This is a genomic window from Achromobacter sp. ACM02, assembly GCF_014851605.1.
Lineage (GTDB): Bacteria > Pseudomonadota > Gammaproteobacteria > Burkholderiales > Burkholderiaceae_B > Achromobacter > Achromobacter aegrifaciens.
In genome coordinates this window covers 1-12,842 of record NZ_JACUZY010000002.1, presented here as the reverse complement: position 1 = coordinate 12,842, position 12,842 = coordinate 1, and the positions used below count along the sequence as shown (strand labels likewise).

Genomic DNA, 12,842 nt, shown 5'->3' with positions numbered 1-12,842 from the left:
GTCAAATGGCCTTGGCCATGCGATAGAGCCAATAACAGCCGCCGATCTGCAGGCAGACCGCGGTCAGCAGCATCCTGAAGCCTTGCGGGTCCTGCCACAGGCCCATGAACAAGTTGTTGTTGGCGACGATGATGAAGCCCGCGATGCCCACCGGCAGCAAGGCCAGAATCCAGGCCGACAAGCGGACCTCGGCCGAACTGGCGGTCAGCTCATTTCGCGCCTGCGCCACGTCGCGCATGAAGGCCGCCATGCGTTCCAGCACCTGGTCGCTGCGGCCGCCGAAGCGCAGGGCCAGCGACACCACCGCCGCCACCATGTACAGCTCCTTCAGCCCATACAGGCGCGACACGTGCGCCAGGGCCGCGTCGAGTTCCTTGGAGCGGCTAAGGCCGGCCGCCGTCTCCACCACTTCGCGCAAAGGTTCGTCGGCAGCGGCGGCGGCCGTCTGGAACGCGGCGCCCATGCTGTTGCCGATGGTGAGCAGGCGCACGATGTTGTCCAGGAACGCAGGCAGCTGCGAGATCATGCGCCGCTGGCGCTTGTCGGCCTTCAACCACAGCAGGAAGTAGGCGAACACCGCCAGCAGCAGGAGGGTCACCGCGCCGGAAAGCGCCCCCAGGAATGTCCATGCCAGCGCCGCGCCGACCACAACGGGAAGCGCGATGCGCACATACAAGCCCGCGCTTTGCCGCAGGCCGGCCAGGCGCAGCAAGCGGTCCCAACCGGAAAACCCGCTGCGGAACTCACGTGTGTTCTCAGCGAAAGGCGCGTCGGCGGCGGCCTCGTCGCGGCCCCGCTGCAGCTGGCTCTCCAGAAAGGCGGAACTGGCCGCCCGGCGGGCGCGGCGGTCGGCATGGCGCCACAGCAGCACCGCTCCTATGGTCAGCACCACGGCCAGGCTCGCAAGCGCCAGGGCTTCCTGCATCAGCGCCTCCTGCTCCAGAATCCGCCGCCCCCGCCATCGCGGTCGTCCGGCGGGTTGTCGCTGGCGCGCGCCTCGTTGCGCAGCTTGGCCAGCTTGGGCGTGTGAGGATGAATGCCCAGCCAGTTCCAGCGATCTTTCTCCTCGCCATCCTGCGTTGCGTAGGATTCGTGGCGATAGAGTTCCTGGGTGGAGATCACGTTGTCGCCCATGCCCGTGATCTCGGTCACCGACAGCACGCGGCGCTTGCCGTTGGACAGGCGGCCGATCTGCACGATGAAGTCCAGCGCGCTGGCGATCTGCCTGCGCAGGCTGTCCTCGCTGCCCTGGAATCCGGCGAAGCCGGCCAGCATCTCGATCCGGTACAGGCATTCGCGCGGGGAGTTCGCATGGATGGTCGCCATGGATCCCTCGTGTCCGGTGTTCATGGCCTGCAGCATGTCCATGACCTCGGCGCCGCGCACTTCGCCCACCACCACGCGGTCCGGCCGCATGCGCAGGCTGTTGCGGATCAGCTCGCGGATGCTGACGGCGCCGCTGCCGTCAAAGCCGCCCTGACGCGACTCCAGCCGCACCACGTGGGGATGGTTGAGCGACAGTTCGGCGGTGTCCTCCACCGTCACCACGCGTTCCGTTTCCGGAATGAAGAACGCCAGCGCGTTCAGCAGCGAAGTCTTGCCCGAACTGGTGCCGCCGGACACCAGGATGTTGCAGCGGTTCTTCACGGCCTCGTTCAGCAGCCGGTAGATCTCTTCATCGAAGCTGCCCAAGGTCAGCAGGTCCGCCGGCTTGAGCGGGTCCTGGCGGAACTTGCGGATCGACACCATGGGGCCGTCGACCGCCAATGGTTCGATCACCACGTTCAGGCGGCCGCCGTCGGGCAGGCGCGCGTCCACCATGGGGCTGGACTCGTCGAGCCGCCGGCCGATCGGCGCCAGGATGCGGCGCACGATGCGCAGCACATGCTGATTGTCGGTGAAGCGCAGCGTCTCGCGGGCCAGCACGCCGCGGCGCGAGACGAAGACATTGTCATAGCCGTTGATCAGGATGTCCTCCACGGCCGGGTCCGCCAGCAGATCCTCCAGGGGGCCCAGGCCGGCCAGTTCCTTGGTCAGCGCTTCGGCAATGGCGCGCATTTCCCCTTCGTTGATCGGCACCCGGCGCAGGCGTACGAAGCTCGCGACCTCGATGTCCACGAATTCCTGGATCGCCGACCTGGCCCAGCGGCCGAACTCCGCACCCAGCTCCTCGATGCGGGACAGCAGGTGCTCGTACGCCGCCGTCTTCACTTCCTGGTAGCGGTCCGACGCCGAAAAGCCTTTGTCGCCATCGCCGCCGAACTCTATCGTCGCTGTCATGATCATGTCGGATCCCGTAGCCGTCCGTCTGTCTGTCCGTCAACCGACCACCATGCGGCGGTGCACGCCGGGCAGCCAGGTGGCCAGCCAGCCTGCCCGCCCGCCAGGCGAGTTCTCTTCGGCGCACAGGCGTTCCGCCAGCGCCTGCACCGCGCGCACGTAGACATCGCGTTCGGCCTCTTCGTGCAGCAGATGGCCCCGGTTCGTGCACACCATCAAGGGCAGTGTGCGGTCCGGCAGCGTGCCCACCAGTTCCAGCTGGAAGCGTTCGGCGATCTGCTGCGCCGTCATGCCGTAGCGTTCGTCATAGCGGTTGACGATCAGGCCCAGGCTGCGCCGGTCCACGTGCTGCTGCTCCAGCTCCTGCAGTACGCCGGCCAGCGACACCAGCGCGCCGACGCTCTGGTCGGTCACGATCCAGTTCAGCTGCGAGGCGCGCGCCAACCCCGACACGAATTCGGGATTGCTGAAACCGCCCGCATCGGCCACCACGACCGAGAAGTGCTGGCGCATGCGCTCGAACACCAGCAGCGAATCCGACTGCGACACGTCACGCATCTGGCCCAGGTCTCGCGGCAGCGACAGCACGCTCAAGCCGTTGGCCGTATGCGCCATGGCCGATCCCAGCAGCGTCGAGTCAAGGCGGCGCAGGTTGCGGGCCGCCTCGGCGAAATCGAAGTCGCCGCCGATATTCAGATAGAGCTGGCAATCGCCCACGGGCCAGCCCAGGTCCATCAGCGCCACGCGGCTGGACAAGGGCAGCGGTTCGCCGGAAGGCTTGGCCGCCTTGGCTCCCAAGGCAGCGGCGCGCTGGCCGTGCGCAAGCTTCAGGCGGTCCTGCACCATGCCCGCCAGATGCACGGCCAGGGTGCTGGCGCCCACGCCCGGACGCGCGCCCAGCAGCACGACGCTGCGGCGCGTGCCGTCCATGCGGCCATCGGACGGCCGGTCGAGCAGGCGCAGCACCACTTCCTTGATTTCCTGCGGCGCAACCGAGGGATCGACAAAATCGCTGACGCCTGCCCGCAAGGCGGCGATCGCCCCTTCCGGCTGGCTCAGGAAGCCCACCGCCACGCGCGGCAACGTCGGCGCAATGCGGGCCAGCAAGCGCGCCAGTTCGGCGGACTTGAACAGTTTGCCAGGCTCGTCGTCGCTCAGGGTGAAGTCCAGGAACACCACCTGCGGCGCGATCTCCGTCAGGCGCCGCGCCAGTTCCTCTATGCGCGGCGATTCCTGGGTCAGCATCCCCAGGTCGCCCAAAGCCTGTCCCAACTGCGCCGCAACCGCGTTGCCCTGGGAGCAGAACAGGAACCGCGTGCCGTTTTGCAGGCCCACCCATTCGCTGGCATGTGTCTTCATATTGCTCACCGTGAAAAGCCCGGCATCTGCTGGCCGCCCACCGGGCCGGTCAGGTAATAGCCCCAAGCGTTGAATGCCGTGTCCGTCTGTTCCTGCTTGGCTCCCGGCAGCGGCAGGGCCACGCCGCGCGCGATGGGGCGCACCAGGCGCGGCGTCACGACGATGACCAGCTCGGTGTCCTCCTGGGAGTAATCAACGCTGCGAAAGAACGCGCCGATGATGGGCAGGTCGCCCAGCATGGGCACCTTGTTGACCATGGCCTTGGTCTGGCGCGACACCAGGCCGCTGATCACGAAGCTTTCGCCATCGCCCAGTTCCACCGTGGTATCAGCGCGGCGCGTACGCAACGCGGGAATGATGGTGCTGGTGTCCGCGCTGGTATTGATGGCGATGCCGTTGGTGTAGTCGAGTTCGCTGGCCTCGGGCGCGACCTTCAGCGAGATGCGGTCGCGCGAGAGCACGGTCGGCGTGACGGTCAGGCCGATGCCGAAGGGCTTGAAGGTCACATTGACCGTGCCCAGGCCGCCGGCCTGCGGAATCGGCAGCTCGCCGCCGGCCAGGAAACTGGCGCTCTGCCCGGTCAGGGCCACCAGGGTCGGCTCGGCCAGGACGCGCGCCATGCCATTGGTCTGCAGCAGGCGCAGCCGCGCCGCAAAGTTGTTGGAGTCGTAGAACAGCGAGAAACCCGAAGCCAGCGCGCCGCCCAGACTGGCGGGCATCGTGGAGCTGCCGCCGCTCCAGGGGCCGTTGCTGGCCGTGAAGCTGATGCCGGCCGCCTTCATCACCGAGCGCGACACTTCCACGACCTTCACTTCCACCTGCACCACGCCGCCGGCGCCTGCGGTGGACATGTCCACCACATTCTTTTCCCCGCCCACGGCGGATGCTGCCATGGTGGCTGACGCGATCTGCCCCAGCTGCGATTCGGCGTGGCCCGACACCACGGCATGGCCGTCGGCGATGTCCACGTTGGCGCCGCCGCCCAGGCCGCGGCTCGCCAACGCGCCCTGCACGCTGCCGCCGACGCGGACGTTCCATATCTGCGGCGCCGCATTGTTGCCGGTCCAGACCTGCAATTGCGTGGTGCCGGGCTTCTTGCCATAGAGCAGTACTGAGCCCGCGCGCTTGCCGGAAGCGGGCAATACCTTTACGTCCGCCACATCCGGGTCGCCGATGGCGATGCGCGTGGGCGCGCCGCCATCCAGCATGAGGGTCTGCTGTCCCTTCACCGCCATCGAGATGTCGCGGGCCGGCGCATTCGCGCCTGCCGCGGGCGCGGCGGTCTGTGCCAGGCCTAGGGCGCCATGCATCATCGCTGCCGCGCCCGACAGCAGGCAAATCATGGTGGTGCGCTGATGTTTCTTCATAGTGCTGGACCCGATGATGGAATAAGTCCGGCTGCGGCCAGCGCCTGGTCCGCCCGCAGCCCCGTTCAATAGCGCACGCGCTCGGATTTCTCTCCTCGGATGATTTCCACAGTCCTGCCGCCGCCGGAACCCTGGGGCCGGCCGGCGGCGCGGGCGGCGGGCGCCAGCGCCGCGGCCGTCGTGCCGTCCAGTTGCACCAGGCTCTCGCCGGCATAGGCGCGGTTCGGTCCCGTCAGCAGCGATTCGCGCTGCGCAGGGGTCAAGTCGGCCCGCACCGGCAGCACCGTGCCGCGCTGGGCGAACAACTGCGCGTCGGGCATGCTGTCATCGCCCACCGGGCGCAAAGCCAACTGCAGGCGCCCGGCGCGGCTGGCCAGCATCAGCTCGTTGACGCGATCGACCGGCACGGCCAGCACCGCGGTGCGCGCCGGCTGGCCGGGACCGCCCTGTTGCAGCGCCGACTTTTCGTCCGGCCCTTCCACCGTCGCCTTGCCATACGCCAGCACGCGCACCTGCGACTGCAGCAGGCGGGCCTGGCCGACGGCCACTTCGGCGCTTTTCTCGATCATGAAGAACACGTCCACCATGTCGCCGGGAACGATGCGATTGCCGCCGCCGATCACTTCGTCCACCGCGATGGCGACCGCGCGTTCGCCCGGTTTGAGCTGGCGCGCCAGGCCCTGCGTCAACAGGCTGGGCACTATCGGATCGCCTGCGGCGATGTCGACCTTCGTCACCGCGCCCTCCAGCGGCGCGACGTCGGCAAACCCGCCGGACAGTGCAACCTGCCACTGCGCCACCGTCAGCATTCTTGCGCTGTCGATGCGCGAACCGGCCGGAATCGGCTCTCGCGCCACCACCACCGGATGGAGTTTGAGCGGTTCCGCCGGCGTCGCCGCGACAGGCGCAGGCGCCACGCTGGCCGGGGGACTCGCGGGCGCCGAGGCCAGCCGCCAGGCCACGAAGGCCAGCACGAGGCCCGCCACCAGCAACATGCCCGCGATGATCTTGCTCAGACTGCTCATGGTGTCCCCTGCGATATCTGCACGACGGCCTGCGAATGCAATCTGTTGGGTATCCAGTTCCGGTTCGTGCCCGGCAACGCCGTGATCAGCCCTCGCACGGTCTCCAATAGCGGCCAGGACTGCGTGTTGTAGGTCATGGCGACGGTGGCGCAATCGGCTGGCCTGCCGCCCGCCCCAGTCCATGCACACGGCGCGCGCGTGGTGCTGCACAGCACCGCCGAGCCGGCGGAAAAGGTGCCCATCGCCGCCAGGCAGGCCGCCGCAGGCACATCGGCCTGACCACTGAAGCGGGCGTAGACCGCGGCGCGCGCGCCGTCGGCCGCGGCGGCGGCCAACTGCTGCTGCATCCAGAACAGCGCGCCGAATCCGACCACGCCGCAGATGAAGAGCAGCAGCAAGGTGAGCGTCAGCGAAAACTCCAACGCCGCGATGCCGCGCTGGCGCTTGCGTGAAGTCTGGCCGGCAGGGAGTTGCACGCAGGCTCGCATCTCAGCCTCCCCCGCCCAGGGCATTGCCCAGATGCACCGTGGCGCGCGCACTCAGCACGCTGGAGGCCGGCATCAACGCCGCCTGCAGCAGCGGCACCGAGGGGATGAGCGGATGGGCCCCATAGGCGTAGGACACGGTGACTTCGATCTGGTCCTGCGCCAACGGCATGCCGCTGCAGGCGCCGCCGGCCGCGCTGCTGAGCGCGCCCGCGCTGCCGCAGACCGCCACCTGGACCGGCGCGGCGGACATCGTGCTGATCCACTCCGCCTGGTACAGCGCGGAATCGCGGCCGGCGTCGGCTCGCGCCGTCAGCGACGCGGAACCCGCCTGCCACTGCAAGACCTTGCGCGCGCCATCCTGCGCGGCCAAGGTCACGGAATGCTGCGCGGCGACCACCAGGGAATATGTCAGGATCCCGTAAAACACCAGGAAGAACACCACGAATACCAAGGCGAACTCCACGGAATAAGAACCGCGATGCCGGCGGCGAGGCCCAGATACGCGGCATAGGGGATCTGCCGCGCCCGGTTGCTCAGCGCCCAGACCCGGGACACCGCCAGATACAGCAAGCCATGCAGGCCGGCCAGCACGCTGGCCAGCGCCAGCGTCACCATCAGCGGCGCGAAGCCCAGCAGCAGTCCGAGCACGGCGATGGCCTTGATATCCCCTGCTCCCATGAGACGCCTGCGCCACAAGGGCAGGAATGGCGCCGCGACCAAAAAGCCGGCCAGCGCCATCCACCATCCCGACCATCGCGGCGGATAGGCCCAGCCAGGCGCCAGCAAGGCCGCCAGCAGCCATAGCAATTGGCCCGCAAGTCCCGCGATGATCAGCCGGTTGGGGACGCGGCGATAGCGCAGATCGGCGTGGATCAGCGCCAGAATCCAGCATGTGAACAACAGCCACCACAGCACTACCCCTGGATACAAGACTAAGACCTTCTGAAAAAACGAATGCGACAACGGGCGCGCCGGATCGGCGCGGACTCCTTCAAACAAGTGATGCGATGTTGCGGGCACGCGCCGCGGCGGCAAGCGACTCACCGCCGCCACGGCGCGAACGGGTTGCGGCTCAGGTCGGAGGCGGGGTGGTGGTACCGGTCTTGGCGTTGTCCAGCTTGGTGCCAAGTTCCTCGAACATGCCCTTCAAGGACCCGGTAAACGCCCCCACTGCGACAATGAGGGCGACCGCCACCATTCCCGCGATCAGCCCGTACTCCAGGGCGGTGATGCCGTCTTCGTCATTCCAGAACTGCGCAAGTGTCGCTTTCATGTCGAGCTCCATGGGTCTCGATTGATGACTGGGGCCGTTCTTCAACATTCTTCAAGAAGCAGGGCCCCCTATAAAGCCTGGAACTGCCTGCGCGCCGCCGTGATTCCCGCGGCGCGCGTCCAGGGTCCAGCTAACCCGGCCCTGGCGTGGCTCCGGGCAATCTGTCCGGAGCCGCGCCAGGTGCCGATTCAATGATCGAGTCGATGCGCTGCGCCGTGCGCGCGCGAAAGCGTTCGGAAGCGCGCTGCAAATGCCAACGCATGAGGAACAAGGTGACGATCGAGAGCGCGAAAGCGATGTATGGCAGCTTGGCGCCGCCGATATGCAGGCCGACGGCGTCATTCTGGGTCGTGCAGATGACGGCGCCGGCGGCTGCGCCGGTGTAGTGCATGCCGCAAACCGCGATGGCCATCAAAACGGCCGCGCCGATGCGCTGGCGTTCATTCTGGGTATTGAAGGCAAGCCACAAGGCCGCGGTAGCCGCGATGACGGCGATCAGCACCGACAAAACCACCAGCGGCAGGTTCCAGAGCAATACCGCCGGCATGCGCGCCGCGCTCATGCCGACATAATGCATGGAGGCCACGCCAAACCCTGCGGCACAGCCACCGACCAGGCATCGGAGAAAGCTGAAACGTTCGCGGCCGACATACCAGAACGCCCAGCCGGAAAATCCTGCGGCAACCACGAAACTGAGTATCGTCAGGCCGACCTGGTAACCCACTTCAAACGGCAGGTTCTGCGCCAGCATGCCGATGAAATGCATGCTCCAGATACCCACGCCGCCCATCGCCACCGCGCCGATGACGATATAGCCGATGCGGATTTCGCCGTCCTGGGTTTCTGCCCGAATACCGGCTGCGGCCAGCAGGGCCACATACGAACCCAAGGCGGCGATCAGGAACGAAAGCGCCACCAGACCGCCATTGAATGAAAGCGGAACGATATCGCCCGGGCTCATGAATGCCCCGTTTGTGGCGAGCCATGACGGCAATACGCGGCCGTCAGGCAGTTGCAGCAATTCTTGCGGTAATCCCCAGCCATCTTGACCTCCGGGCGGGCCACACATTTTGCGTATTTTTGATACGTATCTTTAGTTTATATATTGCCAAATCATACACATCAGGGTTTTCACTGAATTTCGCTATATTGCGACATAAGATGTGTAACGAACGCTCCTAAGTTTTCGAAAACATTATTAAATCCGGCTGAACGGCGGTTATCTTGGCCCGAAAATAGTTTCCGCAACGGAAGAATATTCCGAAATAATGTCGATGCGATGAGCCGAGGGAGGCGGAATTTGAAATTAATTGTCATTCTCCCGGGATTGCTGGCACCATATGCGCACCGGCAAATGCAACTTTTTCCTAACACTGTTGCAGCCCTTTTCCATCCGATACTCGATCGGGATCAGCTATCCGTTCAGAAGCGCCAGCGGAAATGAGAGACGAAAAAGGCAAGAGATGCATGTTTCCGGCGAGTCCGATTTGCCTCGCCCTCTTGTGCATATTGGCGGCCAGCTCTCAGGCCAGGGCGGAAGGCCCGCTACGCGGCAACCCGGTGGACGCCATGCCGCGGCTGGAGCGTCCGCCCTCGGCAACGCAACCCCCGCCCTACGTCCAGACCGCAACGCCGGAACAACTGGCCTTGCAGGCCCGGCTGGCTCAACGCATCGTGCCGCGCAATTTCGACGTCAGCGGCGTGCGCGCCATTCCATTCGAGGAAGTGTCCGGATTGCTCAGCCCTCTGGCTGGCAAGGAAATCAGCCTGGGCGAGCTGGTCCAGGAAGTCGACAAGATCACGCAGCTCTACCGCGACAAGGGCTTTCCGCTTTCCTTCGCGCTGCTGCAGAACCAGACCTTTGCCAACGGCCTGGTGGTAGTGACAGTGGTCGAGGGCTACATCGCCAACGTGCGGATCGAAGGCGACATCGGCAATGCGCAGGACCGGCTTGAAGCGCTGGCCGCGCCGATGCAGGAAGAAAGGCCGCTCAAGCAGGCCACGCTGGAACGTCAGTTGAACCTGATGCGCACCGTGCCCGGCGTCAAGTTCACGCCCAGCCTGGATTTGCCGCGCCGCGCGGACGGCGCGACCGAACTGGTGCTGGCGGCCAGCCGCCAGCCCGTCAGCCTGACCGGCGGCATCGCAGACCTGGGCACCGGCATGCAGCCCATCGTGAACCTGGCGACCAACAGCCTGACGCCCCTGGGCGAGCAAGTGAAGCTGACAGCCTCGGTGCCCTTCAATACCGATGACGTGAAGTACGTGTCGGGTGAAATCCGCGTGCCGATTGGTGCGGACGGCCTGGCGATCAAGATCGACGGCTACCACTACGACGCCCGGCCCCAGGACGACGCGATCGAAATGCTGGGCTTCGAACGCCGCGTGAAGAACGACCGCATCGGGGTTGGCGTGAGCTATCCGTTCCTGTTGAACAACACCCGATCGCTGACGGGAACGCTGGGCGTATACGCGGCCAATTCGAAGGACCGGTACGAGGCACATAGCACCGACCGGTGGCTGCAGCAGGATGCGCAGGTGCGTGCGGCGACCGCCGAAATGCGCTACATCCAGGTGTCCGAGACCAAGGCCACCGACGTCACGTTGAGCGTGGCCAAGGGGTTCGACGCGGCGGGGGCAAAGAAGGACATCGCGACCAACTACGGTTATTCCGCCACCCCGCTGCTGGACCTGGACTTCACCCGCTACAACCTCAACGCCAGGCAGACCTTCGTGCTGCCCGCCCAGATCGGCCTGGTTTTCTCGGGTGCGGCGCAGTACTCCAGCAATATCCTGCCGTCGTCCGAACAGATCTCGTACGGTAGCTGGCGCTACGCCATGGGCTATCCGCAGGGCGACCAAAGCGGCGACAAGGGCGTCGGCGTATCGGCGGAAATCAATCGCCGCTTCGGCGTGGGCTGGGAATACCTTTCCAGCGTGCAGCCCTACGCCCTGGTCGACTACGCACGCACTTGGTACAACAACAAGGACCTGCAGACTTTGAACCAGCGGCACCTGTCTTCCGTGGCTCTCGGCTTGCGCTTTACCGACGACAAATACTATCTGTTCGATTTCAACGTGGCCAAGCCGGTGGGATCGGCCACCGTGAACGACAACCGCGACGTGCGCTTCAACGCCAACTATTCGCTGTTTTACGACGCGTTCTAGCCGTCCTGAACAGCGCGCCCGCCAAGCCGATGAACGCCCGCCATGACGGGCGTTTTTTCTTGGGCGACGCCACCGGCGTTACGTAACGCCCGCCGTAACGTTACGTCGGATGGGCGGCTTTCCGTAACATTCGCAGGCTCCTGGCGATCGCAAAAATGAGGATTTTCCAGATTTAAGGAAAACCCTTAATCACCGCCATATCCCATTGATAATGAAGCGATTTATTTTCTCAGAATTTACCGAAGCAGGCGTCTTGAAGCGGGTCTGAAAAATCTTGGCATGGTTTGTGCATGAGGAAGCGTATCGGGTTGTTTCGACGCCTGACTCTTCCAACCAAAGGAGCTCGCCATGCATACCCATTCCGACACGCGCCGCCTGCAACGCGTCCTGACCGCCACCGTCCTTGCCACCGCGCTGGTAAGCGCCCTGGCCGCCTGCGGCGGTGGCGGCGGCGGAAAGAAAACCGCGGGCCTGCCCGGGACGGACATTCCGACCAATCCTGGCGGTGGCGGCCTGGATCCCGGCGGCGGTCTGAACCCCGGCGGCGGTACCAACCCTGGCGGCGGCACCGACCCGGGCGGTGGTACCAATCCCGGTGGCGGGACCAACCCCGGCGGCGGGACCAACCCCGGCGGCACTGACCCCGGAGGCGGCACCGATCCTGGCGGCGGCACCAACCCGCCGCGCGTGAGCGGCCTGCTGGAAACCACGTTGGGCAATACCGGCGCGGCGCTCGACAACACCCTGCCCCTCAATCTGGACACGACCTTGAGCGGCGTGGGCAAGGCGCTGGATCCCACGATCAAGCCGGTCGCCGACACCGTCGTCGGCCTGACCCAGCAGATCGGCGCGACTACCGGTCTGGGGCAGCCGGCCGACGGCATCGTCCGACAGGTAGGCGGCCTGGTCAGCGACCTGGGCGGCAACGTCAAAGGCTCAGGACTGCCCGGAGGCCTGGGTGCCGGCGTGGGCGGCCTGGTGGACGGCCTGGGCAAGACCGTGGCCAGCACAGGCGGCCTGTTGAACGCGAATCCCAACAATCCGAATCCCCTGACGACCGTGCTGGGCAACGCCACCGGCGCGGTAGGCGCCTTGACCGGAGCGCTGTCGGGCCAGGGGGGCCTGTTGCAGCCCATCACCCAGGTGGTGGGCGGTGTGACCGGCGGGGTGCTTGGCGGCCCCACCACCCCGCTGCTCGAGCCCGCGCTGGGCAACGTCGGCAAGACGGTCGACAACGTGCTGCCGCTAGGCCTGCAGCCCGTGCTGGCCGGGGTGGGCGGCGCGCTCGATCCCACCGCCAGTCCGCTGGCCGGCAAGGTCACGGGCCTGACGCAGCAAGTGGGCGATGCAACCAAACTGGGCGCGCCAGTGGCCGGCCTGCTGACCAGTCTGGGTGGCACGGTCACGAATCTGGGCGGCGCGTTGCCGGGCGGCACGCCGGGCTTGAACGGCGTGCTGCAAGGACTTGGCGGCGCTGTCGCCAGCGCGGGCGGTTTGCTGCATGCCACGCCGGGCAACGCCAATCCGCTGGGTTCGACGCTGGCCAACGCCACGGGCGCGGTCGCCTCGCTCACCGGCGGTCTGGGCCTGGGCGGAGTAACGGGCGGCTTGACCGGCGGCGCCAACGGCACGGGTGGCCTGCTGGCGCCCGTGACGGGTCTGCTGGGTGGCGTAACCGGAGCCGTGGGCGGCGCGACTGGCGGCGCCAATGGTGGTCTGCTGGCTCCGGTGACAGGCCTGCTCGGCGGCGTGACCGGCGCCGTCGGCGGTACGGCTGGCGGTGCGGCGGGAGGCGCTGCTGGCGGCGGATTGCTGGGCGGACTGGTCGGCGGATTGACCGGAGCCGGCGGCGCCGCGGCGGGCGCAGGCGCGGGCGCCGCGG

12 protein-coding genes are annotated in these 12,842 nt (G+C 66.5%); 2 read left to right on the top strand and 10 right to left on the bottom strand.

All coding sequences use genetic code 11. The annotated features are described in order from the left end of the window. Window position 1: 1 nt before the first annotated feature. From IB258_RS04890 to IB258_RS04845, 10 genes are all read right to left on the bottom strand, one after another. Complete coding sequence (locus IB258_RS04890) at window positions 2-925, bottom strand: type II secretion system F family protein (RefSeq protein ID WP_119450015.1); 924 nt, start codon at window positions 923-925, stop codon at window positions 2-4. Continuing rightward, a complete protein-coding gene (locus IB258_RS04885; RefSeq protein WP_054453013.1) occupies window positions 925-2,286 on the bottom strand; it encodes a CpaF family protein in 1,362 nt (453 codons plus the stop codon). The genes IB258_RS04890 and IB258_RS04885 overlap by 1 nt, the downstream gene beginning before the upstream one ends. 33 nt (window positions 2,287-2,319) lie before the next feature. After that, a complete protein-coding gene (locus tag IB258_RS04880) occupies window positions 2,320-3,648 on the bottom strand; it encodes a pilus assembly protein CpaE (protein ID WP_175164483.1) in 1,329 nt (442 codons plus the stop codon). Beyond that, complete coding sequence (locus IB258_RS04875) at window positions 3,645-5,006, bottom strand: type II and III secretion system protein family protein (protein ID WP_125471893.1); 1,362 nt, start codon at window positions 5,004-5,006, stop codon at window positions 3,645-3,647. Before IB258_RS04875 ends, IB258_RS04880 begins: the two co-directional genes overlap by 4 nt. A gap of 65 nt (window positions 5,007-5,071) precedes the next feature. Next, window positions 5,072-6,031, bottom strand: a complete 960-nt coding sequence (gene cpaB, locus IB258_RS04870; protein ID WP_054453017.1) for a Flp pilus assembly protein CpaB — start codon at window positions 6,029-6,031, stop codon at window positions 5,072-5,074. Beyond that, entirely contained in the window at window positions 6,028-6,507 is a 480-nt protein-coding gene (locus tag IB258_RS04865) for a TadE/TadG family type IV pilus assembly protein (RefSeq protein WP_244958701.1), read from the bottom strand. Before IB258_RS04865 ends, cpaB begins: the two co-directional genes overlap by 4 nt. 13 nt (window positions 6,508-6,520) lie before the next feature. Beyond that, window positions 6,521-6,982 carry a TadE/TadG family type IV pilus assembly protein gene (locus IB258_RS04860; protein ID WP_082400878.1) on the bottom strand — a complete coding sequence of 154 codons (462 nt, stop codon included), beginning with the start codon at window positions 6,980-6,982 and terminating at the stop codon, window positions 6,521-6,523. Further along, window positions 6,928-7,449: a prepilin peptidase gene (locus IB258_RS04855; RefSeq protein WP_082400946.1), complete on the bottom strand. Its 522-nt coding sequence runs from the start codon at window positions 7,447-7,449 to the stop codon at window positions 6,928-6,930. Before IB258_RS04855 ends, IB258_RS04860 begins: the two co-directional genes overlap by 55 nt. 142 nt (window positions 7,450-7,591) lie before the next feature. Further along, window positions 7,592-7,792 carry a Flp family type IVb pilin gene (locus IB258_RS04850; protein ID WP_054453678.1) on the bottom strand — a complete coding sequence of 67 codons (201 nt, stop codon included), beginning with the start codon at window positions 7,790-7,792 and terminating at the stop codon, window positions 7,592-7,594. Window positions 7,793-7,922: 130 nt separating this feature from the next. Continuing rightward, window positions 7,923-8,753, bottom strand: a complete 831-nt coding sequence (locus tag IB258_RS04845) for an MHYT domain-containing protein (RefSeq protein WP_054453023.1) — start codon at window positions 8,751-8,753, stop codon at window positions 7,923-7,925. 608 nt (window positions 8,754-9,361) lie between these two features. On the opposite strand from IB258_RS04845, the gene IB258_RS04840 reads away from it, so the two are divergent. Further along, on the top strand, window positions 9,362-10,960 hold the full coding sequence (locus IB258_RS04840) for a ShlB/FhaC/HecB family hemolysin secretion/activation protein (RefSeq protein ID WP_370126546.1): 1,599 nt from the start codon (window positions 9,362-9,364) through the stop codon (window positions 10,958-10,960). Window positions 10,961-11,308: 348 nt separating this feature from the next. After that, on the top strand, window positions 11,309-12,842 hold a 1,534-nt coding region (locus tag IB258_RS04835; RefSeq protein ID WP_192352250.1), incomplete at its 3' end, for a collagen-like triple helix repeat-containing protein.